Raw genomic sequence first — 24462 nt, 5'->3', positions numbered from 1 at the left:
GGAAATTAGTCCGAAAGTCGGGAAAGTCCGGAAGTCCGAAAGTTTAATTAAAGTTTTACAAATCAGGCACTACTATCGGCTCTCGATATCGGGTTTTACAATTTATAACACGATCTTTTTTTGCTTTCGGATTTCCGGTCTTTCAGAATTTATAGCCTGAATATTTTTTGCTTTCAGACTTCCGGACTTTCCCGACTTTCGGACTTTTCACAATAAATAACTAACTTCACCGCCCGAAATAGTACATAAATGAAATTATTAGAAGGAAAAACCGCACTTATCACCGGTGCATCAAAAGGAATAGGCCGTAAAATAGCCGAAAAATTTGCCGAGCACGGCGCTAATGTAGCTTTTACCTACCTGTCGTCTGTTGAAAAAGGACAGGCTTTAGAGCAGGAATTGCAAAGCTTTGGCACACAGGTTAAAGGTTATCGCTCCGATGCCTCAAAATACGACGAAGCCGAAAAATTGATAGCCGATATTATTGCCGATTTTGGCACCCTTCATATTGTGGTTAACAACGCCGGTATCACCAAAGATGGTTTACTGATGCGCATGACCGAAGAAGCCTGGGACGAAGTGATGAACGTTAACCTGAAATCTATCTTCAACGTAACCAAAGCCGCTTCAAAAATCATGATGAAAAACCGTAACGGTGTGTTCATTAACATGAGTTCGGTTGTTGGTGTGCAGGGTAATGCCGGGCAGGGCAACTATGCCGCTTCAAAAGCAGGTATTATTGGGTTCTCCAAATCAATGGCTAAAGAATTAGGCTCACGTAATATCCGTACCAACGTTGTGGCGCCCGGTTTTATCAAAACAGAAATGACCGAAGTATTAGATCCTAAAGTTGTTGAAGGTTGGGCTGCTGCCATCCCGCTTAAACGCGCCGGCGCTACCGAAGATGTGGCCAATGCCTGCGTTTTCCTGGCATCAGATATGGCAACCTACATCACCGGGCAGGTTATTCCTGTTGACGGTGGGATGTTATAATTGTAAGTAAAAATTCAAAAGTAAAAATTCAAAAGCTCGCATGGCGGGCTAATAAAATACAACAAGAAAGGCAGGCGTAAAGCTTGCCTTTTTTATTGTAAACCTCTCACCAGTCTTCTAGGTTCCGCTATCGCGAGGTTTCAACTCGTGACTAATATGGTTGCAGCTTTTAGCTGCCTTCTGGCAACTTCAGCTACTCCGCTGTCGCGAGGTTTTACCTCGTGGTTAAACATGGTTGCAGCTTTCAGCTGCACAAAGTAAACCTGCGCATTAGCACAATATTGTTTTTTACCATCATACTATTAAAGGCCGAAAGTAGTTAATTTTATAAAGCTTCAATTTTACTTGAATCGTGAAAACACTCCTGCTTACTTCATTGATATGCTTAGTTTTTTTTGCAAGCTATGGACAAAATAAAAAAGTATCAGCAAAAAAGAAAGCGGAGAGGCATGTTTACGACTCAGTTGAAAAACCTCCTGAACCTGTTGGAGGGTTAGGGGATTTGACCAGGCTGATTTCCCGAAATTTGAAATTCCCTAATACTTGCGCTGATTATGCTGGTAAAATAATTGTGAACTTTGTTATTGAACCAGACGGAAGTATCGACAATAAAACAGTTATGCGAGACCCATCCGGCGATAAGCATTTATTTGCCGATCAGGTTTTTAAAATAATCGAATCTGTAAAATGGAAACCCGGTAGGCTGAACGGCAAACCTGTAGCTACCTGGTATGCTCTGCCGCTTACAATCTGCCTGGGAAGTGATGATTAATTCCCTGCAATTCGGCATATTTTCTGATATTGCACCATAACGTAAAACGTACAACGTAATACGTATCACTTATAATATGCTATTTCTATTTTCACTTACATGGGGTTCGGTTTCGGGATGGTGGGTGCCCGCCTGTTTGCTGTTAGGAATTGTATATGCCTGGCTGCTTTACCGGCAACCGGTAAACCTTGGCAAATATTACAGGTACGGGCTGTCGGTTATCCGCGCGGTGGTGGTTTTTTTTATCGCGATGCTGCTGGTATCTCCGTTGGTAAAATCCATCAAGTACGATCCCCAGAAACCTTTGGTGTTGATAGCGCAGGATAATTCATCATCCATCAATACATTTAAAGCCCCCGGTTTTAATGCCGGTAAACTGGTAGGTGATCTTGCAAAACTTAAAGAACAGCTGGGCGATAAATACGATGTGCAGGAGTTTAATTTTGATAAAGACCTGAATAATGGTTTATCTAATAAATTCAACGGTAAGCAAACCGATTTAGCAAATGCCCTGCACCAGCTAAACAACAAATTTGTAAACCAAAACATTGGTGCGCTGGTTTTAGCTACCGATGGTTTATATAACCAGGGTAACGATCCGCAATATGAAGCCAAAAACATCAAGACGAGTATTTATGCCATTGCCCTTGGCGACACGGTAGCCAAACGCGATTTGTTGATTGGTAATGTGAACTATAATAAAACCGCTTTTTTAGGTAACGATTTTGAGGTAGAGGTATTAACCGCCGCCTACCAAAGCAAAGGCGAAGATATCCATTTAACCGTTGCCGAAGATGGCCGGCAAGTATTCTCGCAAACTATCCCGGTAACCGGTGCCGATTTTAAGAAGCTTGTACCTGTTAAGTTAACAGCCGATAAAAAAGGAGTACGCAAATTCACCATCAACATAGCCCCGGTTAAAAACGAACTATCAACCCAAAATAACACCGAAGTTATTTATGTAGATGTATTGGATGCCCGCCAAAAAGTGTTGGTGCTTTATCAAAGCGCGCACCCTGATATCACGGTCATTAAACAAGCTATCGAGACAAATAAAAATTACGAGGTGAAAACAGCGCTACTGGCTGATATGACCGGCATAAAATTGCCCGATTACAGCCTTATTGTATTATACCAAATTAATGCAGGTACCCTTGCGCCTGTTAAAAAATTCATTGCCCAAAGCAAAACCCCGGTTTGGTATATTTTAGGTTCGCAAAGTGACCTGCAGGCATTTAATGCTGAGCAAAGCGTGGTAAAGATAAGCGCCGGCCGCAGCGAAACTCAGGAAGTTTATGCCTTGCCCGAAGCTGGTTTTGCCGCTTTTACCCTGTCCGACTCGTCACGTAAAAAAATCAGCAATTTACCGCCATTGCTGGCGCCGTTTGGTAGCTACGGAACAGCCGCGGGCACCTCCATTTTATTAAAGCAAAAAATTGGCGCCATTGGCACAAGCTATCCGTTGCTTGCTTTTGGTGATGAGGGAGGCCACCGCACAGCTGTTTTAACCGGAGAGGGCATCTGGCGCTGGCAGTTATCGGAGTTTCAAAACTTCGGCAACCGCAATGCTACAGACGAGTTGTTGAGCCAAACAGTACAGTATTTAACAGCCAACACCAACCGCCAGCGTTTCCGCGTTTACCCGGCCCGCAACGTATTTGACGAGGGCGAAAACGTGATCCTGAACGCCGAGTTATACAATGATGCACTTGAATTAATTAATACGCCGGATGTAAAAGTAGACCTGAAAAGCAGCACAGGCAAAAACTACAGCTTCCTTTTCAGTCGCAGTGGCTCAAGTTACCAGTTAGACGCCGGAGCCTTACCTGTTGGCGAGTACAGCTATACTGCATCAACCCAAAACGGGAAAAGCCAGTTTAAAGCAGCTGGTCAGCTTACCGTTAAAGCTTTAAACCTGGAAACCCGCCAAAGCGCAGCCAATCACCAATTGTTAAAAGCGCTTGCCCAACAAAGCGGCGGCCAAATGTTGGGGCCTGACCAGCTGAGCCGGCTTGCAGATATGATCCGCAAGAACGACAATATCAAAACCGTGGTGTATGAAGATAAACACTATAGTGACATCATTGATGTAAAATGGCTGTTTGTGCTGATAGTGATTTTGCTAAGCAGTGAGTGGTTTTTAAGGAAAAGGGAAGGGGAGGTATAGGGAAAGAATCAAGAGTCAAGAATCAAGAGTCAAGAAATCAAGAGGGTACAAAATCCGGAGCCAAAAGCAGGTGGCTGTACGATGCCTTCCCAACGGAGGGTGCAGTGTGTAAACATCTGTATAAGTAAAGAAAATTGTCATTTCGATAGAGCATGCGTGGGGTTTTGCGGGAGCGCGAAAGAGAAATCTTATACAATTTGCATCGCACCACGCAAGTTTGCAAGCATGACGTAAAGTATAGTTTCTCCTCACGCCAACGCTCAATGCCCGCCCCAGTTCGTTCGAAGTGACATTTTTCTATTTATTGATAAGTTTCCAAAAGATGTGTACACACAATAGCCCGTTGGGAGGGAATCGCACGAACCCATATCTTTTAAGTATTTTCAAACACAAAACCCACTAATGTCATCTCCCGAAACTATTCCGTTAAATATATCAGGTAAGCACAAACTGTTAGGGTTAGATCACTTGCGGGCGTTGGCTATTACCTATGTTTTATTGTTCCATTACCAGATTTTTGCACACCCGGACTGGGAGAACAAAGTGGGTGGTTTCGGGTGGACAGGTGTAGACCTGTTTTTTGTTTTAAGCGGTTTTTTGATAGCGGGACAGCTTTTTAGTACAGTTGCAAAAGGGAAAGCGATTTCCATGCGGGAGTTTTTTGCCAAGCGCTTTTTCAGGATCATTCCGCCTTACCTGTTAATACTGGGCTTGTATGCAGCTTTCCCGGTTTTACGCGAGCGCGAACAAATGGCGCCGCTTTGGAAATACCTGACGTTTACATTTAATTTCGGTTTAGATTATCGTTACACAGGTACGTTCACCCACTCCTGGTCGTTATGTGTAGAAGAACAGTTTTACCTGGTGCTGCCACTAATGTTCTGGTTGTTTGGCTATTTTAAGGGAGGACGGAAAGCTATATACCTGCTCATCGCTTTGTTTTTGGCAGGTTTTGCTATCCGTTATTTCAACTGGCACCACTTTGTTGAACCGGCGTCAACATCTGATCATTTCGGGGCTTTTTTTAATAAATACATCTACTATTCAACTATAAACCGGCTGGATGGCTTGCTGGTTGGGGTAGGTATAGCCGGTGCTTATACATTTTACCCGGCCTTTAAAGCAGCAATAAATAAATATGCCAACATGGTGATGTTGGCTGGGTTACTGGTTTTAATTGCGGCTTATTTTGTTTGCACACCACAGGCTGCCTTTAGTACCGCCATTTGGGGATACCCTTTAATTGCATTAGGATACGGGCTGATAGTAGCGGCAATAGTATGCCCGGGTAATTTTTTGTATCATATCAAATCGAAAGTAACATCGCAAATTGCTACCCTTTCTTACGGCATATATCTTAGCCATAAATTAATCATTCACGTTACCCAGGCCCTTTTGGAGAAGGCCGGATTGGATAAAAATGGCAACCTGATGATGTTGTGTTGTTTTTGCGCTTGTATTGTTGGTGCTTTGGTGTTGAGATACCTGGTTGAAAGACCAACAATGCGGTTGAGGGATAGGGTGCTACAGCGATGGAAGCAGGAAACGGCCTGATGAAAAAATGCGGGGCAGGACTATTGCCTTCCCGGATGAGCGTTTTTTTGCAGCGCGCTACACCGGAATACCTAAAAACAAAAAAAGCGATGATCCAAAATCACCGCTCTTATATAGTTTCATATCTCAAAGCAACCTACCTCAGGTCAACCACTTCAACGCCGGGGTGTGCTTTGGCGTCCCAGCCAAATGTACTGTCGGCAATAGGAGCGTTGGGGGTAAAGCTTTTTACAACATAGTTGTATTTGTTGCCGTTTTTATCGAATAAAAGGGCGCTATAGATCTGTTTTTTAGCTTTATCAACCAATAGGCGTACTTTAAAAATGCTCGCTTTTTCGTTTTCGGGTGTCAGGTCGATAGCCTGGTATGCTTTGCCGGCAATTTTTTGTTCGCCGGTGTAAAGGTATTTATAGCCTTTTTCGTAGATGGTAAAAATCTGCGAAGGATTGCTTAACCCATCACCGCCTTTGCCTGCATCGCCTACCTGTACTTCTTTGTCTTTTTTAAGGTAAGTCCACTGGCTTTTACCATCGCTGATGATCTCTTTATCCACATCCTTTGCCGATGCTGAGCTGTATAAAGTAACCCTGTATTTGCCGGCTTTCGCTTTTGATATCAGCGTACCTGTCTGGGTTTCTTTTACGCCGGCCTGCTGGTTATCAAGGGTGAAAGAAAAATCGGCTTTAATAAGATCGTATGATTTGTATTTGGCGCTTACCTGGTTTAAAATCACTTTAGCCTGGGCATCTTTCTGGGCAAAAGCATTGGTGCAGATAGTTAGCGCTAACAGGGTGTATAAGATTGTTTTTTTCATGTTTGTTTTATCATCAACAACTATTCATGTTAATAGTTATTGGTTTGGAGCATATTTATTGTATTTGGTTTAATCTTTGCCTTTTTGAAGGGTTTCCAGGTATCGTTCAAGGCTGTATTCGTCGGGGTACAGTACATCACGGGCTTTGCTGCCTTCAAAGGCGCCCACAATGCCGGCGGCTTCCAGCTGGTCAATAATCCGGCCGGCGCGGTTGTAGCCCAGTTTCATTTTACGCTGAATGAGCGATGTTGACCCCTGCTGGTGCAATACAATCAAACGGGCTGCTTCTTCAAACATCGGGTCGCGGTCATCCGGGTCGTACTCTTTAGGGCTGCTGGTTTCGCCTTCGCCAAGGTATTCCGGCAGTAACAGGGCGGTAGGGTAACCCTTTTGGTTACCTATAAAATCAGATATGGCCTCAACCTCTGGTGTATCCACAAAGGCGCACTGTAAGCGGATAAGGTCGCTGCCGGTTGAAAATAACATATCCCCGCGGCCAATCAGCTGATCGGCGCCGCCCGCATCCAAAATGGTACGCGAATCTATTTTAGATAGCACCCTGAATGCCAGCCTGGATGGGAAGTTGGCCTTAATAGTACCCGTAATAATATTTACCGATGGCCTTTGCGTTGCAATAACCAGGTGTATCCCCACGGCACGGGCCAGCTGGGCAATACGGGCTATAGGTACTTCTACCTCTTTACCGGCTGTCATCATCAAATCGGCAAATTCATCAATTACCAGCACTATAAATGGCAGGTAACGGTGTTTTTCGGGGTTGCTTATTTTACGGTTAACATATTTTGCGTTATACTCTTTCAGGTTACGTACCTGCGCATCCTTCAGCAAATCATAACGCTGGTCCATCTCGATACAAAGCGAGTTAAGGGTATTTACCACTTTTTTGGTATCGGTAATAATGGCATCGGCCTCATCGGGTAGCTTGGCCAAAAAGTGCCTTTCTATCTTACGGAAAAGTGTAAGTTCCACCTTCTTAGGGTCAACCAGTACAAATTTCAGTTCGGCGGGGTGTTTTTTAAATAGCAAAGAAACCAATATGGCATTTATACCAACCGATTTACCCTGGCCGGTAGCACCAGCAACCAGTAAGTGGGGCATTTTGGCCAAATCGGCTATAAAAACCTCGTTTGATATGGTTTTACCCAAAGCAATAGGCAAATCCATCGTGGTGTTCTGAAACTTCTCGGTCATCAGGATCGACCGCATCGATACCATTTCGGGGTGTTGATTAGGCACCTCGATACCAATAGTTCCCTTGCCAGGCATAGGCGCGATGATACGGATACCCAAGGCGGCCAGGCTCAGGGCGATATCATCTTCCAGGTTTTTGATTTTGGAGATGCGGACACCTGGTGCAGGTATAATTTCGTATAAGGTAACCGTTGGGCCAATGGTGGCTTTTATTTTATCAATCTCGATGTTATAATGGTTCAGCGTTTCAACAATTTTGTTTTTGTTGGCTTCCAGCTCTTCGGCATTTACCGAAATTTTGTTTGAACCATGGTTTTCCAGCAAATCAAGGTGCGGAAATTTGTAGGTGGCAAGGTCAAGCCGATGGTCATAAATGCCAAATTGGTTTACCAGTTCCTGCGCTTTTAAATCGTCGGCTTTTTCAACACTTAATTCGGGCAAAGGGCGGTTAACGTCGATAGTAAGGGGTATTTCGGTTTCGTCCTCGGGGTCCGCTTTTGCGGTACTGGTAGGTGTAAGCACAATAGGCTCATGATAAACCGGTGTTTGCTCCAGCGGCTGCTGTTTTACAGGCTCGGGTTTAACAACGTTAACCGGGCTTAGGGGTATATCTTTTACACGGTTGCCGCGGGGCCATTCAACGGGTAGGTCAATTTCGTCGTCAATCAGTTCAACGGGTTCTGGTGATATATCTTCGACAGCTATCGGGGTAACCTTTTTTTCCTTGCGGGAAGGTATTTTAAAATCGATGTTATAAGCGATAACCAGCACGGTAAGCGCAGCAAATACAAGCAGGCCGCCGGTACCTGCAGGCCCTATCTGAGCATCAAGCAACCGGTTGCTCCAGTAGCCAAAGCCGCCCTCTAAAAAGTGAGGGTAATCTATTATAAACGCGTGAAAATAGCCAATGGCTGTTGATACAAATACAATACTGAAAATAGAGTAAGCGATTGTTTTAGGAAGCGAAAAAAGCCTTACTTTAAACAGCAGGCGGTAACCCAACACAAAAAATACAAACACAAACAGGAACGATGCTACGCCGAACCATTCATAAATAAACTGGTTGCTTAGCAGCGCGCCAAATTTACCCAGCCAGTTTTGGGCAATATGCGGCGTACCGGTATCGGCAATTTCCTGCACGGTTTTGCCGGTGGCCAGGTTATGCCAGCCGCCATTGGTTGATGAAATATAACTTTGGTCTTCCTGCCAGGTAAACAGGTACGATGTAAAGGCGATAAGGAAATAGATGGCCAACAAAAGCGAAAATAAGCCCGCTATTTTTACGCCACGCCCGTTTTCCATGTCAAAGCGGGGCATTTTAGGGAGCAGTTTTTTGGCTTCCTTCTCTTTTTCGGCCTTGCCGCCTGGCTGGCGTGGCTGATTATCGTCCTTAAAACTATTTGATTTAAACTGATTTGCTTTTACCGGCATCCTGATGTAACATCCTTTAACTGCAAACTTACATAAAATTTCACCTATGTAAACTTTGCAAAAACAACATATAAATTTTTATCTGCAGTTAGGTCAAAAGCGTTTAATCGCGGGTTTTTAGCCCCAAGTCGTAGGTTCTGAGTCGAAAAAGACAATCAAACTTATGGCTTGCGATTAAGTACTTATGACTTAACATTACCCTCATCAACCACCCAAAAAATACTAAGTGTTGAAATATAAAGTTAGCAGATTAAACAAATATTTAGGCGTATTTTTATTTTTTTAGTATAATTGAAACAATGGCGCGCTTTACGTTCAATGCGTAGGTTTTGCCTTTATTTATGTGCAGATAATGAGTATAGAACAGGTTGAAGAGTACATTGCTGCTGCCGATTTAACCGGACTGGCACAGCTGCTTGCCCAAAACCCTAAGCTGGCCACAACATTAACCAGCCAGCGGGTTTCGCCGCTGATGTTGTCATGCTATTACAAAAAGCCAGGCGTAACCGAACTATTGTTAAAATACAGCGGCGAGCTCACCATGTTTGAGGCCGCCGCTGCCGGTAAGCTTGATTTGATAGCCAACCTTGTTTATGACAAACCCAACTCGCTTGATGATTATGCCGATGATGGTTTTACCGCCCTTGGGCTGGCCTGCTATTTTGGCCACTATGATGTAGCCCGCTACCTGGTGCTAAAAGGGGCCGATGTTAACCGGCCTTCAAACAACGGTTTCCATGTGTATCCCTTACATTCGGCGTGTGCGGGCAGCTATACGCAAATAGCCAGGATGCTGATAGAAAACGGGGCCCTTATCAACATCAAACAACAGGCCGGCGCCACTCCGCTGCACTCGGCAGCCCAAAACGGCAACACCGAGCTGTTGATACTATTACTGGAAAACGGCGCCGAAATTAATACCCGCATGGAAGGCGGCAAACTCCCCGCAGATCTGGCCCGCGAAAAAGGTTTTGATGAGATTGCGGAGATATTGGAATAGGGGAGAGGTAGAGCCAAGAATTAAGAGTCAAGAATCATGATGGAGGGGGCTAGGGCGAGATAATATTAAACATTATGTCATTGCGAGCGATAGCGCGGCAATCCCGTCACATGCATGGCCAATTTGCATAGTTCGCGATTGGTACGTGCTTACCTATTGCATATTTGTTTTCGATGTGTGAGGACCTGTCAGTCTGAGCCTGTCGAAGACTTATGCCGAGAGGCCTTTGCCCGCTATGCTTCGACAGGCTATCCATGACGTATCCAATTTCCCTGTCATCCTGAGGTACGAAGGATCTATCAGCTATGCATGACCGATAGAAAAGTTCGCGAATAGATGCTTCGTTCCTACCCATGACAAGTTTCATTTTCTGTCATCCTGAGCGATAGCGAAGGATCTATTGTACGCCATGCATAACCGCCAACAAAGTTCGCGAATAGATCCTTCGTTCCTCAGGATGACAGTGGTTTATTTTTAATTGTCATTCCCTCTTTCAGAATTTCGCTAAATTTTACCACTCAGCATGACAGTCTTTTATTTTTGAATGTTATTTCCCCTTCAGAATCCGTGGATTTTACTACTCAGCATGATAGCCCTTTTTACGACGTCATTTCTTCTTCAGCGTTTCGCCAAATTTTATCACTACCCATGATGTGTTGAAAATTCCAGACTTACGAAGTTTTTAAAACTTCGTAAGTCTTTCGCATGCATATATTCTGTCCATTTTTAAATTCTGAAAATTCTGATTCAAACAAATGCGTAAGGGATTGGCGCGGATACCGGCCAATGTGGTTAAGGCCTGTGCAGTATGAGCAAAAAGCCCGACCCCAACTTCTACCAGTTGGGGTTACGCCCTATTACATTAATACACTTTCTTCCTTTTGCTTCTCTCCAACCTTCTGCTTCTCCAGCTCCTCAAAATATTTTTTCTTTACAACGGTGGTCATTTTATGATCGCCGGTATGGCTCCAGCCGGGGGGCATTACAATGTACAGGAATTTGTTTTTGATACCGGGGGCTTTGTACACATCTTTGGCTAAAGCCACTATTTCGCCAAAGTAAGCATCCAGGAAACTGTTTTTGATCATGGGGCGGCTAATGCCATATTCTATGGGGATGTTGCGGTCTTCGTTTTGGTAGGTACCAAAAACACGGTCCCAGATGGGGAGCAGGTTGCAAAAGTTGGTATCCATATAGGTTACGTTGCGGGCGTGGTGCACCCGGTGGTGCGATGGCGTAAGGATAATATTGTTCAGGAAACCCAGGCGGGCATCTTTCATGGCATTTTCGCCAATGTGGATAAAGGTGCCCCAAATGCCATCAATAAACATAATAACACTTAGCATAACCGGGCTAACACCTAATAAAATACAAACTGTAGTACGGATAAAATCGGCATATGGAGCCTCTAAAAAGAAATGCGCATTGCTGATGGCGATATTCATGCTTTCGGGCGCGTGGTGAGTGGAGTGCAGGCACCAGAACAACCTTACCTTATGACCAAAATAGTGGTACAAAAAGTGGGCAAACTCCCAAACTATATAGCCATATATAAACCAATACCAGGTGAAAGTGGTCTTGAATATGGCATATTTTTCGAACTTACCAATACAAAACACTACCATAGCTATGACCAAGAATCTGCTGATAAAGGAGTTTAAAACAAACGAAAAAAACGACAGTTTATAATGGATAACATTAAAACGTTTATAAAAAGCGCCGCGAATTATCTCGAGCAGCAACAAAAAAGGCATGATGGGGAATAGCATAGCCTGGAAACCTTCGTAGGTAAGCAGCCTGCCGTAATTGCCCGATTTTACAATGTCGGTTAAGCTACCCCAGCTGCCCCAGCCAAAAAAGCCTTTAAAAAAATCAAGTATGTAATTGAAAAAAGTACTCATCTGAATTTTATAATTGGTATAACCGGCAGGTTAATGTATATACATTACAATATTATAAAAATAGATTTGTAAAATGAAAAGATTTGAGTGCTGTAACAAATAACAATTTGCCTTGTGATGCGGCGTTTAGTAAATAAAGGCTTCCATATGCTGTACATATTCTTCAAACTCCAGCAGGTAATTGGCATCCTGTTCAAAATACCTGGCCTTTTCATAATCTTTCCCGGCAAACAGTTTAATGGAGTCATAGGAATCCCATTTGGTAACCGTCCAGAAATGGCAAACGTCGCCGTCTGTTTTGCGCCATATCTCGGCAGATAGGTTGCCTTTTATGTTTTTGTATTCGGCGATGCCGGTATCTTCAACATATTTAAGGTATAAGTCGGCATCGGTGGCTTTTGTACGGCCGTGCCAGATCCGTGTGATTACTTTTTCCATAAACTATATAACGCCGGCTTTAAAAGTTTGTTTAAGGGCCAATTTGCCGGTATTTTAAACGTCGACGTAAAACAGAACGAATACGTGGATGTTATTTGTATAATTTAATATAAATGAAAATCCCGGCCAAAGCGGGGCAAAACACAACTATGAATGTTTACCAACAAAAATGGCTTACAGTGCTACACCATGCCAGTTTACCCGGATGGAAAATAGAGGCGCGGGGAGATGATATTTTTATTGAAATGCCCCACGTAACCGACCTGAAACTAATACGCGATAACCTGCCCGAAACACTGGCGTTAATGTCGTTAGATATAACAGGGCCAAAAGAAAGGTTAAAATTTATTATCCATAACGGTTACGAACAGTTTGATTACCTGCTAAACCCGGGTGATGCGGATTTGAATAAGACCTAGGTGCTAAACTACGGCATTGCGAGTATCCATCAGGTAAACCCTGAAAAGTCGTCATAACTTGCGACGGATATAGTTAAACAGATATTCTAAAATACCATCATTGCGAGTAACCACCAGCTGTGCTTGAAAAAACAGTGATGACGTGTGCAATGGATATAGTCAAACAAATGTACTAAATTACCGTCATTGCGAGGTACGAAGCAATCCCAAACTATGTGGGACTTAGCACGTCGGTGATTGCTTCGTACCTCGCAATGACGGATATTTGATATTGACAGTCAGTGACTTATAAACACATCATTTAAAGCAGCTGGATGAATTATTCGCTCCGCAAACTCTTCACCGGGTTTGCTTTTGCAGCCTTCACGGCCTGGAAACTTATGGTTACCAGTGCAATGGTTATGGCCGCCAGGCCGCCTATGGCAAATAGCCACCAGCTTATATCAATACGGTAAGCGTAAGCCTGTAGCCATTGGTGCATGTAATACCATGCAATGGGTGCGGCAATAGCAAAGGCTATGGTAATAAGCATGATAAATTCTTTTGAAAACAAATAAACTATACTGCCGGCGGTAGCACCAAGAACTTTACGGATACCAACTTCTTTTATGCGCTGCACCGCCATAAATGAGGCCAGGCCATATAAACCCAGGCAGCTAAGGAATATGGCTATTGCCGCAAAAATTTGATATAAAGCCGATAGCTGGTTTTCCTGTTTGTAAAAACCGGCAATTTTATCATCCAAAAACTTGTATTCGTAAACAAAATCCGGAAACGTTTTCCCTAATATTTGTTTAACCGATTGCAGCGTGGCGGCGATGTTTTTGGTTGCCAGCTTTACGCCAACCTGGTTGTACATGGTTACATTTGTAGTTACAAGTAATGGTGCAAGGTCATGCCGGAATGATCTGTCGTTAAAATCTTTCAGCACGCCAACAACAGTACATTTTATCTGGTCGCCCCAAATGCTTATCTCCTTGTTCAATATATCTTCCGGCTTTTTTATTCCTAAACTTTTCAGGAGCGATTCATTAACCAGGAACTCTTTTGTTATGTTGGATGGCTGCAAATTTCGGCCGGCTATCAGCGTTAATTTATAAGTTGGTATATATCCCTCGTCGGCAAATTTGGTTATCGCCTTAAAATCGGTTTCTTTTAGGGCATGGTTAAACCGCATACTGCTCCATGTATCATTGGCATCTTCAACCGGCGTGTTTGAGCTGTAGCTTACTGCCTGCACACCGTTTACCGATAATAATTGCTGCTTTAAATAATCCAGCCTGCTGATGCGAAGACTATCTACCCGGAACGGCACATTTACAATGGCATCTTTATCAAAGCCCAACGGCTGATCCATGAAATAATTCATTTGCTTTACAATAACCAGCGTGCCGATGATGAGCGCCTGCGCAATGATGAATTGAAACACTACCAGCCCCCGCCGTAACGAAATTCCGTTTGCCGGGCTTGCCGTAAGCTTGCTTTTTAAAGCATTAACCGGGTTAAACCGCGATAAAACGATGGATGGATAAAAACCCGCGAGTGCGGTTACAACAATTGTTACCGTTACCAGGAATAAAATAATGGCGGGGTTGTTGAATATATTGAACGAGAGCGAAAGTTCCAACAGTCCACCCACATAAGGCAATGCCAAAATGGTAAATACTGCTGCAATTAATACAGCGCCGGCAACTATCAAAAATGTTTCAATAATAAACTGGGTTTGCAACTGGCCTTCGCTGCTTCCTAAAACCTTACGTACACCAACCTCTTTTGCCCGGTTAACAGCTTGCGCGGTAGATAGGTTGATAAAGTTTACGCAGGCAATTAACAGGATAAATGCCGCAATCAGCCACAATACATTTAGCAGCTGATGGCTGATGGTTTTATTGCTGTAATTACCCACTTGTGTATCATAATGCACCGCGCTTATTGGCTGTATAATATGGCTATCCTTATTGGCAGGTGATTGTACCTTTTGTGAATAAGCCCGTAATTGCTGGTTAAAATTTTCGACGGACGTGTTGGGCGGCAACAAAACATAGCAACCAAAGTCGGGAATGGTGTTCAGCCAATCGGTAGATTTTTCCAGGTAACTCCCTGTAAAACCGGTTCCAAAGGCAACCACCAGTTTCAGCTGAAAATCGGTATTTGCCGGTATGGTGGCCAGGATGCCCGAAACTTTCAATACATCGGTACCGTGCTCAAATATGTAGCCGCCTCCCTGCAATTTAATGGTTTTACCAATTGCCGTTTTCCAGTCGCCGAAATATTTTTCTGCCACCTCTTTGGTAAGCAATACATTGTTAGGGTCTTTTAATGAAGCGTACGAACCTGCAAGCAGCGGAAAATCAAATATTTTAAAAAATGACGGATCGGTATAAAATACGCCGCGCTGCTCTTTAAATACCTGGTCGGTATTTCCATTATTATCAAGCGTAATTAACTGATCATTCTGGCTTGCAAAAACCGGGGCTAATTCTATTTGAGGGAAAGCCGTTTTTAACCCTAATGGCATTGGAAAAGGGACATCTTTCCCGTAGGTAATATTCGCCGATTCGGCATGATGGTACTCGGTTAACACCCTATAAGTGCGGTCTTTTTTTGCATGAAAGCCATCAAAGCTGGTTTGATATTGTATGATGATGAAAATTACCAGGCAAACGGCAATGCCAACAGCCATACCAATAATGTTAATAGCCGCATAGCTTTTATTACGTGTAAGGTTACGCCAGGCTATTTTAAAATAATTTTTGAACATATAATTGCGATTTAATTTGTGAGGAGACCACATAGGGGTGGTCTCCCGGAACGAAATTACCGTCGCAGAGCGGGGCGAACGCCCCGAATTATAAGATGGGCCTTCTTTTTTCTGGTGGTTTTTATATTCAGCCGGGCTTTTGCCGGTTATTTGTTTAAACGTACGGTTAAAAGTTGTTTTAGAATTGAAGCCCGATTCAAATGCAATGCCCAACAGGGTGATATGGTCATAAGCGGTATCCTGCATTTTCTGAACAACAGCAGCAACGCGATATTCGCCGATGAAATCATTAAAGCTTTTTTTGAGTGCCGTATTGATGATTCGTGATAATTCATGGGTACCCAGCCCAAGCTTTTCGGCCAGCGAGCTTAAGCTGAGTTCCGGGTCCTGGTAGTACAGGCCGGTTTGTACGGCTTTTTTAAGCCAGGTAGCTCTTTGCTTCATTTCGGCCGGAAGCGGTGGGGTAAACAGGGCAGGTGTTTCGGCCGGTACACTTGTTTCCTGCCTGAAAAAAGCAACTGCCGCCAGCCAGATGACCATTACCGCTAATAAAGAGTACAACGGGTAATAGGCATGTATACCTAACTGATGATGGTAGTAAAAATAATCTATGGCGATATAAGGCATCCACAATAGCCATAGCAGGCCAAAAAAACTTAGCAAGCGATGCAGCCACCGCAATTGGTACCGGTACCGGTCGTTCACCGTATTAAATTCCAGCTGTTGGTAAAAGCGTTCTATCAGCCTGAAAGATAAATACAAGTATAGGCTGACAGAAATAAACGCGGCAATATCCAGCACCTGGTTCAGTTGCCTGAAAATCAGTGTATCATAAGCGGGAGCAGCCGTATGGATGCTCTCCCTGACCTCCAATATCCAAACCGATAGCTGCAGCAGGCATGGGCTAAAATGGAGCAGATCCTTCCGTCGGAATTGATATTCGGGCCGGGTTATTTTAAGCACATAAAAATAGATGAGCGGGCCAGGCGCCATGGAAAATTGCAGCGGCAGCCAGCTCCAGCGGGGAATATAGCTATCCAGCCTAATGTCAACGCCCAATACCCAGGCCATCCACAAAACGGTAGTTGCCAGGGCCAGGCCAATAAACTGGTTTGCGGCCCGGTTCACTCCTTTGGCCAAGCCTAACTGCAGGCTAAAAGTTAGCCCGATAAATATCGCCCCCAGAAAAACCAGGTCGAACAGGCTGATATGGAATGTGTATGGATTCAATTGAAATAAATAACTTCCAAATTACAAATATCCTGATAGATAGGGAAGGGGAATTTGCATTATGTGGTACGCTGATAAGATCAGCCAAAGTGCCTGTTGCGGTTTTTTATCCTAACAACGAGTGTTTTTCGAATGTAGAGGAACCGGAAATTTAGGTTAGAACCCCAATGATTAATTCATTGCTTTTTGAAATGAAATATTAACAAACTTATAAAGGGCGAATGTAGATCACTGAGCCCTTTTTATTTTTAACTCGTTTTCTATTTCCTCAATAGTTGGTAAACTTGATCGTAAATTTTGGGGCAATGACCTGGTTAATTCGAATTCCGAAACTCCTATGGGTTTACTCATATCTCTTAACGCATACTCTGCCATAACCTTATTTTTAGTTTGACAAAGAATAAGACCAATAGTTGGTTTATCGGTAGGATGTTTTATAAGATCATCCACCGCCGAACAATAGAAATTCATTTTGCCTGCATATTCTGGCTTAAAGTCACCTCTTTTTAAGTCAATAACAACAAAACATCTCATTTTAAGATGGTAGAATAAGAGGTCTAAATAGAAATCTTGATCACCGACAACCAATTTATATTGCCTGCCTACAAAAGCAAAGCCAGCGCCTAATTCCAATAGAAACTTTTCTACATGCTTTATCAGCTCAGTTTCCAATTCTCGCTCCGTAAATGGCTGTGTAATCGTAATAAAGTCAAAGATGTATGGATCCTTTAGTGTTTCCTTTACCAGTTCAGATTGTGAATCGGGCAAAGTTTTTGAAAAATTATTGATCGCCTCTCCTTGTCGAAGATGAAGGTTACTTTTTATCATTAATGAAAGCACATCCCTGCTCCATCCATTTAAGAGCGTTTGCTGTACATACCAAAAACGTATCTCCTTTTCTTTAATCTTTTGCATTAGCAAAATATTATGCCCCCATGGAATTTGTGAAACAGCCTGTTTCATAAATTCGTTTTTAGTATGATTGGTGTTTTCTAATTGTGAAACAGTCCGTTTCACAATTATATTTTCAGTATCATATTCTTTATAAAACTGAACCATAAATAAAAGATTTCGTTCAGAAAAACCTTTTACCTCCGGTAGCTCATTTTTAATATCATTGGCTAACCGGGCTACGACCGTCGCTCCCCAACCTTGTTCGCTTTGAAGTTGCTTGATAGTTTTGCCAATATCCCAGTACAGCATCATCATTTCGGCATTTACCGCGAGAGCTGCTTTAATTTGTGCATTGCGAATTTTTGCCTTTATATCTGCTAACAAAGATTGATAATCTTTAATATTCATAATGATGCGGTAATGATTTAATGATAAACTTAAAGAATGATGAGCAAGATGCCAAATTGGTAGTAAAAGGTTGCTGTATCCAATTTATAACGCCATTCCCTTAAAAAGCGTTCTCAATAGTTAAACTTTTAATATCATCGGAATAATCATTGCTGGATGAAATTGAGCGCTTATAGCTTACACCCCGGCACTAAGAATCGAGTTTAGCTTTGGTAGATACCAAAACTACAGAAAGGCCCATGAGCGCAATAAGCACAAATGAGGCGCGTAATGTGGCAACGCCCGCAATGAACCCGATAACCGGGGGGCCAACAAAAAAGCCCAGGAAACCTATGGTTGATACCGCAGCCAAAGCAACGCCCGGCAGCATAGTTTTTGATTTGCCGGCAGCGCTGTACACCATGGGTACAACGGATGATACACCTGCACCAACTAACAGGAACCCGAATATGGCGGTGTAAAAATTAGGGAAAATTACAGCGATAGTAAGGCCGGTGGCTGTTAAGGCGCCGCTTACCTGTAAGGTGCGTTTTAATCCGTACCTATGGGCAAATCCATCGGCTACAAACCTGCCGATAAACATGGTACACATAAAAGCGGTAAAACCAATACCCACCCACTCGGCAGGCGCAAGCACAATTTTTTTGAAGTAGATAACGCTCCAGTCGAACATGGCCCCTTCGCATATCATCGAACAGAATGCAATAATGCCTAATTTAATGAGCGATTTATCGGGCATAACAAATGCAGGCCCTGCGCTGGCTACTTTATCATCTTTTAAATAACGGGCAGATATAGCCAGCCCCGTTATGATAACCAGCAACATAAACAAAAAGTGATATACGGGCGCTATTTTAAATGCAATCATTAGCGTGCCAAAGCCGCCGCCAACAAAACCTGCCAGGCTCCATAAACCATGGAAGGATGCCAATATAGGCCGTTGGTATATTTCTTCGGCCGCCACGGCCTGTGTGTTTACCGCAATGTTAACGGCGTTACTGCTAAAGCCAAAACAAACCAGGCAAATAATAAGCTGAAAAGTGTTTTGGGCCAGGCCCAAAGTAACCAATGCGCAGGCATAAACCAGTAATGCGCTGATAAGCAACCTGCGGCTGCCAATTTTGGTAATAACCCAGCCGGAAAATGGAAGCGATGCCATCAGCCCAACGGGTAGCGAGAATAATACGGCGCCAAGGGCTGCATCAGACAGGCCCATGGTTTGCTGTACAGTAGCTATCCGCGACGCCCAGCTTGAAAAGCTTAGCCCGGCCATAAAAAACATAGCGCCCACCGCAATGCGCAGTGTTCTTTTGTTATTTAAAACCGGTAGGGCGGGTGCATCTATCATTACTATCTGTATTGAACTAAGTGTATTTTTTACACTTAGTTGTGTTGGTGCAAATATAGGTGTTTTATTGACACAATGAAAATGCTAAATCGTTTTTTACTTTAGCCTGTGTTTTTTGAAAATAAAAATGCTAAATCGTTTTTTACTTTGGCCTGTATTTTTGAAAATAAAAAAGCAGTTGCTTTTAAACAACTGCTTTGCAAATATGACATTGGTTTGGGTAAGGTTATTGCTTTAAGTTAAACGACCCCTTAACATGATGGGTATTAGATGATGCGTCCGTCTCGTCGCCATTAAAAGTGCCTTGAACGGTGCCTTTCATATTGGATGTATGCGTTAAAATTGTTGCTTTAGCTTTACCTGTGGCCTGGCCTGTAAGTTGTAAAGTGGGCGTATTGATGGCTGCCAGGAAAATATCATAAGTACCCGGTGTTATGCCCGTAAAAATTAATGAAAACGAAGTTGTCAAGTCTTTCGGGTTAATCATTGAAAGCTGTGTAGCGCCGTTTGGATAAAGCAGGCTAACGCCCGGATCGCCCGGCGAATAAATAATAAATGCCGTGTTTGTATTATAAGTAACTATTGGATTGGTATCCACCTGGTATGATATAGTGCCAACCGCGCCAATAGGCAGGCCGCTACCATCATTACTGCCCGTTCCAGTCCCTGTACCAGTTCCAGTTCCAGTTCCTGTTCCCGTTCCTGTCCCGGTGCCCGTTCCCGTTCCCGTTCCTGTACCAGTTCCCGTTCCTGTTCCAGTTCCAGTTCCAGTTCCAGTCCCGGTGCCCGTCCCCGTTCCTGTACCCGTATTGGTAGTGTCTATTTTGACAGCATTAGCCGGTATAACATCGCCGCTAAGCCTGCAGCTGCTTACAGTAGCAATAAAAAATAAGCAGATAAATAAATTATAGTATATTTTTCGCATACACACATGATTGATTATCAATCCGTTTTACTGCCTTAAATATAATATTGTTTCGTGTTATTTAAAAATGTTTAAAACTATTTTTTGAGTTAATTGTATAATGCAGCATTTAAAAAAGGCACAGGTTGAATAACGAAATTTATTTAACCTGTACCTTTTGAAATTTATATCAAATGAAATATAATCGCGACAAAACAAAATGCCGGATTTTGCTGGGATTAATCAGTAGTTAAGCGCAGTCGCCGTCCGGTCCGCACGATTCACCCTCAATAATAGTTAGCGCCGGTTTGCTGTTTTCCTGCTGCCATTCGGCAAACGATTTTTGTATAGTCTCCTGGAAAACCGGAACCGCCTGCGCGCCGGATACGCCATATTTGTTATTCATCACAAAAAACGGAACGCCCCTGATACCCAGTTGCTGCGCTTCGGCAATGTCGTGCTTTACATCGTCGGCATAAGTGTCGCTTTCCAGCACTTGTTTTATTTCGGCCACATCAAGGCCAATGCCGGTGCCCAGGTTTACCAGCGTATTGGTATCATCAATATTTAAACCATCGGTAAAGTAAGCTTTAAACAATGCTTCTTCCGCTTTGTCGCCCAGGCCATGCTTTTTAGCCAGGTGGCTAAAACGATGCGCTTTAAAGCTATTGGCAACAACCGACCGGTCAAAGTCATAGGTGAGGCCAACTTCGGCTGCCATCTGGGTTACGTGGTTGTTCATTTGTTGGGCATATTCAAGCGTCCAGCCTTTTACATCGGCCAGGTATTGGCTAATGTTAATGTTGGGGTCAGTTTTCATATCCGGGTTAAGCTGAAAGCTTTTCCATTCAATTTCAACCTGGTCTTTATGTTCAAATTGTTCCAAAGCTTCCTCAAACCGGCGTTTGCCTATATAACAAAACGGGCACATTACGTCGCTCCAGATCTCTACTTTCATCATCGTATTTAAAATTAATTGCTATACAAATTTAAACTAAGCGTTTAGTATCACCGTAAGGTCAAAGTAAAATTTAAGTGGCCGGTAACGCAATTATATGTTTGCCGGGCTTGTATTTGCAGCCGGTTTTTGTTAAATTTGTATAGAGCAGTAGGGGCGGTTGTCTTTTTTTAAGATGATCGCCCCTGGTTGTTTAAAAAGCAAAGCGCTATTCGTTTTTTGATTTATTTAAATACTTGTATTTCAGTATTTTGTGTATTTAAACATGCTTTTAAAAGTATATCAAAAGTGTGTAAAAGTATCAATAAAGTATGCCAAATATGTATGAAATGTATGCGAAAAGTTACATTTTGGTGCAAAAAAAATCGGCGTCCCAAACGGATAGATAAAGGCTGGCTGGCATACCCAAAACAGGCTGCCCCAATGCGTTTAACCGATCAAAAAAATCCAAACTTAATTAGGATAAGCGGCAGTAAAATAATTGCTTTGTATACCCTGAAATAATTACACCATCAATGCAAAAACGCCATATTACTTTTTGTTTGTTATCCATGTTTGTTTTATGCTGCAACGCAACCATCGCCCAGCAAAAAACAAAACCTGCCGGTACCGGCGATAACCTGTTCAGTGCCGGCTTTGCCTCTGGTTTTATAGGCGGGCTGTATGATAACTGGTATCCCTACAGGCAACTTCAAAAACATGGCGATTTTGGCCTCGGTGCCCCCGGCCACCTGGATGGCGAATTGCTGATGCTGCATGGAAAGATATACCAAACGAGGGCAACTGGTAAAACAACCCTGGTTGCCGATACCGGTAAACTGCCATATGCAATAGTTTGCTTTTTTAAAGCAAAAAGAACCTTTAAACATACCGGAAACTTAAATAAAACGGCGCTTTATGCCCTGTTAGATAGCCTGCTCAGCAATCAAAATGGGATTTATGCTATTCATATTAAAGGTGATTTTAAGCTTGTTAAAACCCGGGCTTTCCCGCCGGTTGAAAAGCCTTACCTGCCGCTTGCCTCCATGCTAAGCAGGCAGCATTTTTTTGAACATACCAACCTGCAGGGCGATCTTGTAGGCTTCCGCATCCCGGCATATATGGAGGGGGCCCATATCAGCGGGTATCATTTTCATTTCCTGTCGATGGATAAAACAGCCGGCGGCCACCTGATTGACCTGGATGCAGCGGATATTACGATAGAAGTTGATACCCTTACCAGCTACACCATGGATTTGCCCCAAACTGCCGATTTCAATAACTTCGACTTTAAAAAGGACCGTAAGGAAGAGATAAAAAGCGTAGAAAACGGGAAGAAGCAATAGTCACCAGAATAAATTTTGCCGCTTATTGTTGTTTATTTAATTTTTTAGATAAATTAGGGTCGATTATAAAACCTTGTATTTAAATTTATTGGCTGGCCGCAACGCCCTAAACACATTAAAAGCTGGTATGCCTTATATCCCGTTAGATGAAAACCTGCCCGGAATTACCGGTTTGCTTAATTACAGGCAGGATACAGCCTTGCCCATAAGGCAGCTTACCCAAATCCTGTTGCGGGGAGAATCGACCCTTACGGAGGGCGAGCGTGAATTGATTGCTACTGTGGTGAGTAACGGCAACCAATGCCGTTTTTGCACCAACGCCCACACCGCCGCCGCTGATGTTTTGTTAGGCGAAACCGAAACTGCCGAAAAGGTAAAAAACGACCCCGACAACGCCCCGGTAACTGAAAAAATGAAACATTTGCTTGAAATAGCGCGCCAAACACAGGTAAGCGGCAAAAATGTAATAGCCGACCTGGTTGCAAAGGCTAAACAGGCCGGCGCTACCGACCTTGAGCTGCACGATACCGTTTTAATTGCGGCTCTTTTTAGCTTATATAACCGTTATGTAGATGGGTTGGCCAGCGTAACACCAACTGAACCTGCTTTTTACAATCGCCTTGCAGGTATCTTAAAAACAAATGGGTACCTGCCATCGGCAAACAGGTACGCCGCCTTAAATGCAGACTAAATGAAGAAATATATACACAGACCAGGAATATTTTGGATTGGGATTATTTTGTTGGTTGTACCGGGCCTGGTACATGCCTACCTGCTGATGCCGTTCCCCGGCAGCCAGGATTTGAATGCTATTACGGTATGTTATTACCTTGAAAAAATTGTAAACCCGCTACGCTTAATAGGTGCAATTTTTATTATTTGGTACCTGTTTAAGTTTTACGCAAAAAACACGCAAAAAGGCAAAATAGTTAAAGCCGTAGTATTGGTGCTTTGCCTTGGCAGCTTTTACATTACCGATTACATGTACAAAGCCGAAACTATGTTTAAGGAAACGGAGGCTGCTAAATTTGCCAACGGTTTATCAAACAAAGTCCCTTTAAATTATTTGGTTGTGGGAGTGGTAAATAATGGTGTTGCCAAGGCTTACCCTGTTATTTATTTGGGCTATCATCATAAAGTACAGGATAATGTGGGCCAGCAGCCTGTTTTGGTTACCTATTGTACCATGTGCCGCACGGGCAGGGTTTATAACCCAATTGTGAATGGCATACGTCAAAATTTCAGGTTAGTAGGGGCAAGGCACTATAACGCCATTATTGAAGACGAAAGTACCAAAACCTGGTGGTACCAGGCTACCGGTAACGCCGCGGTGGGTAAATTGAAGGGCCAGCATTTACAGGAGTTGCCTTATGAGCAATTAACTCTCGGAGCATGGTTGCAAAAGCACCCCACATCGCTTATTATGCAGCCCGATAAGCTGTATGCTCCTGATTATGCCGATCTTAAAAATTATGATCGCGTGCAGTACATAGATAAAGACAGCACGCTGAAAAACAAGGATTCGCTGATCCGTAAAAGCTGGGTTATAGGGGTGATCATTAACGGCCAGGCCAAAGCTTATGACTGGCGGCACATGTTTCACAAGCGGATACTGAACGATGAACTTAACAATAATTCGCTGCTGATAGGCATCGAGAAGGATAGCCTGAGCTATCACGTATGGAATGCCGTGCTTAATGGTAAAACACTTCATTTCGACCTGGATAAAAACGATCAGCTTACCGACAAGGAAACTGCCTCTGTTTGGGATTGGGATGGTTTGTGTACTTCAGGAGCGCAAAAAGGGCAACGGCTTACCAAGGTGCAGGCCTACCAGGAATACTGGCATTCGTGGAAACATTTTCACCCCAAAACCATATTCTGGAAGGAAGGTGAACGCGAGGAGCCTTTGGCTGTTATTTTTGGCTTTTAA

At 43.3% G+C, this 24462-nt stretch carries 18 protein-coding genes; 9 read left to right on the top strand and 9 right to left on the bottom strand.

Features of this window, described 5'->3' with window-relative positions; all coding sequences use genetic code 11:
• The first annotated feature begins 249 nt into the window (after positions 1-249).
• The 4 genes from fabG to FSB76_RS05540 all read left to right on the top strand — a co-directional run bounded on the left by fabG (position 250) and on the right by FSB76_RS05540 (position 5486).
• Positions 250-993, top strand: coding sequence for a 3-oxoacyl-[acyl-carrier-protein] reductase (gene fabG / locus FSB76_RS05555; protein WP_090651241.1), 744 nt, complete (start codon positions 250-252; stop codon positions 991-993).
• A 352-nt stretch (positions 994-1345) separates the two neighbouring features.
• Positions 1346-1765, top strand: coding sequence for an energy transducer TonB (locus FSB76_RS05550; RefSeq protein WP_158642845.1), 420 nt, complete (start codon positions 1346-1348; stop codon positions 1763-1765).
• 76 nt (positions 1766-1841) lie between these two features.
• A complete protein-coding gene (locus tag FSB76_RS05545) occupies positions 1842-3932 on the top strand; it encodes a hypothetical protein (protein WP_147052582.1) in 2091 nt (696 codons plus the stop codon).
• A gap of 402 nt (positions 3933-4334) precedes the next feature.
• The gene (locus tag FSB76_RS05540; protein WP_147052581.1) at positions 4335-5486 is read left to right on the top strand and encodes an acyltransferase family protein; all 1152 of its coding nucleotides are present in this window, start codon (positions 4335-4337) and stop codon (positions 5484-5486) included.
• Positions 5487-5622: 136 nt separating this feature from the next.
• On the opposite strand, the gene FSB76_RS05535 is transcribed toward FSB76_RS05540, so the two are convergent.
• Together FSB76_RS05535 and FSB76_RS05530 are read right to left on the bottom strand one after the other, a co-directional pair.
• Positions 5623-6300, bottom strand: coding sequence for a LolA family protein (locus FSB76_RS05535; RefSeq protein WP_147052580.1), 678 nt, complete (start codon positions 6298-6300; stop codon positions 5623-5625).
• A 69-nt stretch (positions 6301-6369) separates the two neighbouring features.
• On the bottom strand, positions 6370-8943 hold the full coding sequence (locus tag FSB76_RS05530; RefSeq protein ID WP_147052579.1) for an FtsK/SpoIIIE family DNA translocase: 2574 nt from the start codon (positions 8941-8943) through the stop codon (positions 6370-6372).
• Positions 8944-9295: 352 nt separating this feature from the next.
• Here FSB76_RS05530 and FSB76_RS05525 point away from each other — a divergent pair, with 352 nt between their 5' ends.
• Complete coding sequence (locus FSB76_RS05525; protein WP_147052578.1) at positions 9296-9943, top strand: ankyrin repeat domain-containing protein; 648 nt, start codon at positions 9296-9298, stop codon at positions 9941-9943.
• Positions 9944-10800: 857 nt separating this feature from the next.
• On the opposite strand, the gene FSB76_RS05520 is transcribed toward FSB76_RS05525, so the two are convergent.
• Positions 10801-11844: a sterol desaturase family protein gene (locus FSB76_RS05520; RefSeq protein ID WP_147052577.1), complete on the bottom strand. Its 1044-nt coding sequence runs from the start codon at positions 11842-11844 to the stop codon at positions 10801-10803.
• Positions 11845-11970: 126 nt separating this feature from the next.
• Positions 11971-12282, bottom strand: coding sequence for an antibiotic biosynthesis monooxygenase (locus FSB76_RS05515; RefSeq protein WP_147052576.1), 312 nt, complete (start codon positions 12280-12282; stop codon positions 11971-11973).
• A 113-nt stretch (positions 12283-12395) separates the two neighbouring features.
• Here FSB76_RS05515 and FSB76_RS05510 point away from each other — a divergent pair, with 113 nt between their 5' ends.
• Positions 12396-12701: a hypothetical protein gene (locus tag FSB76_RS05510; RefSeq protein WP_147052575.1), complete on the top strand. Its 306-nt coding sequence runs from the start codon at positions 12396-12398 to the stop codon at positions 12699-12701.
• A 319-nt stretch (positions 12702-13020) separates the two neighbouring features.
• Here the strand turns inward: FSB76_RS05510 and FSB76_RS05505 are convergent, their stop codons facing one another.
• The 5 genes from FSB76_RS05505 to FSB76_RS05485 all read right to left on the bottom strand — a co-directional run bounded on the left by FSB76_RS05505 (position 13021) and on the right by FSB76_RS05485 (position 21207).
• Positions 13021-16692 (bottom strand): ABC transporter permease, encoded by a 3672-nt coding sequence (locus tag FSB76_RS05505; protein ID WP_147052574.1) that lies wholly within the window; start codon positions 16690-16692, stop codon positions 13021-13023.
• Between the two features lie 228 nt (positions 16693-16920).
• Positions 16921-17994 (bottom strand): PDDEXK nuclease domain-containing protein, encoded by a 1074-nt coding sequence (locus tag FSB76_RS05500; RefSeq protein WP_192910128.1) that lies wholly within the window; start codon positions 17992-17994, stop codon positions 16921-16923.
• 190 nt (positions 17995-18184) lie between these two features.
• Positions 18185-19342 (bottom strand): MFS transporter, encoded by a 1158-nt coding sequence (locus FSB76_RS05495; protein WP_147052572.1) that lies wholly within the window; start codon positions 19340-19342, stop codon positions 18185-18187.
• 226 nt (positions 19343-19568) lie between these two features.
• Positions 19569-20267, bottom strand: a complete 699-nt coding sequence (locus FSB76_RS05490) for a hypothetical protein (RefSeq protein WP_147052571.1) — start codon at positions 20265-20267, stop codon at positions 19569-19571.
• A gap of 229 nt (positions 20268-20496) precedes the next feature.
• Positions 20497-21207: a DsbA family oxidoreductase gene (locus tag FSB76_RS05485; protein WP_225976430.1), complete on the bottom strand. Its 711-nt coding sequence runs from the start codon at positions 21205-21207 to the stop codon at positions 20497-20499.
• 512 nt (positions 21208-21719) lie between these two features.
• Between FSB76_RS05485 and budA the strand changes: the two genes are divergently transcribed.
• The 3 genes from budA (at position 21720) to FSB76_RS05470 (ending at position 24462) form a co-directional block, all read left to right on the top strand.
• Complete coding sequence (gene budA, locus FSB76_RS05480) at positions 21720-22529, top strand: acetolactate decarboxylase (protein ID WP_147052570.1); 810 nt, start codon at positions 21720-21722, stop codon at positions 22527-22529.
• A 73-nt stretch (positions 22530-22602) separates the two neighbouring features.
• Positions 22603-23220: a carboxymuconolactone decarboxylase family protein gene (locus FSB76_RS05475; RefSeq protein ID WP_225976429.1), complete on the top strand. Its 618-nt coding sequence runs from the start codon at positions 22603-22605 to the stop codon at positions 23218-23220.
• Positions 23221-24462, top strand: a complete 1242-nt coding sequence (locus tag FSB76_RS05470) for a DUF3179 domain-containing (seleno)protein (protein ID WP_147052569.1) — start codon at positions 23221-23223, stop codon at positions 24460-24462.

The sequence above is a fragment of the Mucilaginibacter ginsenosidivorax genome, assembly GCF_007971525.1.
In the GTDB taxonomy this organism is placed as follows: domain Bacteria; phylum Bacteroidota; class Bacteroidia; order Sphingobacteriales; family Sphingobacteriaceae; genus Mucilaginibacter; species Mucilaginibacter ginsenosidivorax.
Note: the sequence above shows the minus strand (reverse complement) of the source record. Positions and strands in the feature narration are given on the sequence as shown.

Excerpts from the sequence above, each read along its gene's own strand:
- FSB76_RS05540 (WP_147052581.1), top strand. The coding sequence starts at position 4,335 with ATGTCATCTCCCGAAACTATTCCGTTAAATATATCAGGTAAGCACAAA.
- FSB76_RS05485 (WP_225976430.1), bottom strand. The coding sequence starts at position 21,207 with ATGATGAAAGTAGAGATCTGGAGCGACGTAATGTGCCCGTTTTGTTAT.
- FSB76_RS05490 (WP_147052571.1), bottom strand. The coding sequence starts at position 20,267 with ATGCGAAAAATATACTATAATTTATTTATCTGCTTATTTTTTATTGCT.
- FSB76_RS05495 (WP_147052572.1), bottom strand. The coding sequence starts at position 19,342 with ATGATAGATGCACCCGCCCTACCGGTTTTAAATAACAAAAGAACACTG.
- FSB76_RS05525 (WP_147052578.1), top strand. The coding sequence starts at position 9,296 with ATGAGTATAGAACAGGTTGAAGAGTACATTGCTGCTGCCGATTTAACC.
- budA (WP_147052570.1), top strand. The coding sequence starts at position 21,720 with ATGCAAAAACGCCATATTACTTTTTGTTTGTTATCCATGTTTGTTTTA.
- FSB76_RS05545 (WP_147052582.1), top strand. The coding sequence starts at position 1,842 with ATGCTATTTCTATTTTCACTTACATGGGGTTCGGTTTCGGGATGGTGG.
- FSB76_RS05510 (WP_147052575.1), top strand. The coding sequence starts at position 12,396 with ATGAAAATCCCGGCCAAAGCGGGGCAAAACACAACTATGAATGTTTAC.
- FSB76_RS05530 (WP_147052579.1), bottom strand. The coding sequence starts at position 8,943 with ATGCCGGTAAAAGCAAATCAGTTTAAATCAAATAGTTTTAAGGACGAT.
- FSB76_RS05535 (WP_147052580.1), bottom strand. The coding sequence starts at position 6,300 with ATGAAAAAAACAATCTTATACACCCTGTTAGCGCTAACTATCTGCACC.
- FSB76_RS05470 (WP_147052569.1), top strand. The coding sequence starts at position 23,221 with ATGAAGAAATATATACACAGACCAGGAATATTTTGGATTGGGATTATT.
- fabG (WP_090651241.1), top strand. The coding sequence starts at position 250 with ATGAAATTATTAGAAGGAAAAACCGCACTTATCACCGGTGCATCAAAA.
- FSB76_RS05520 (WP_147052577.1), bottom strand. The coding sequence starts at position 11,844 with ATGAGTACTTTTTTCAATTACATACTTGATTTTTTTAAAGGCTTTTTT.
- FSB76_RS05515 (WP_147052576.1), bottom strand. The coding sequence starts at position 12,282 with ATGGAAAAAGTAATCACACGGATCTGGCACGGCCGTACAAAAGCCACC.
- FSB76_RS05500 (WP_192910128.1), bottom strand. The coding sequence starts at position 17,994 with ATGAATATTAAAGATTATCAATCTTTGTTAGCAGATATAAAGGCAAAA.